The following is a 409-nucleotide window of genomic DNA, read 5'->3' on the forward strand; positions in this document are numbered from 1 at the left end:
CGGCGACGAGCCGCTGCGCACGCTCCCGTTCGTCCTGGGTCATGCCGACGCCCGCGTCGTCGATGGTCACGCACACCCCGTGGTGGACGTGCTCCAGCCCGACGACGACGTCGGTGTCCGGCGAGGAGTGCCGCAGCGCGTTGTCGAGGAGCTCGGCGACGATGATCGCGACCGGCTCGACGGCGTGCGAGACGAGCGCGGTACCGGGTTCGAGGTGGTTGTGGACGGTGACCCGGTGGTAACCGGCGAGCCGGGCCTGCCCTCCGGTCACCGCGTCGACGAGGTGCGACTCCTCCCGCGCGAGCCCCACCCACGCCCCGCACACCACGGCGGTCACCTGCGCCCGGCGCAGCGACTGCTCGTTCTCGTGGTCGAGCCGGAACAGGGTCTGCGCCAACTCCGGTTCGTC

1 protein-coding gene is annotated in these 409 nt (G+C 72.4%); it reads right to left on the reverse strand.

Going from position 1 to position 409, the window contains the following annotated elements; translation table 11 throughout:
* The coding region (locus AOK24_RS50205; protein WP_240553670.1) for an ATP-binding protein at positions 1-409 on the reverse strand (409 nt) is incomplete at both ends.

Origin of the sequence: Streptomyces niveiscabiei (genome assembly GCF_001419795.1) — a bacterium.
Taxonomy (GTDB): domain Bacteria; phylum Actinomycetota; class Actinomycetes; order Streptomycetales; family Streptomycetaceae; genus Streptomyces; species Streptomyces niveiscabiei.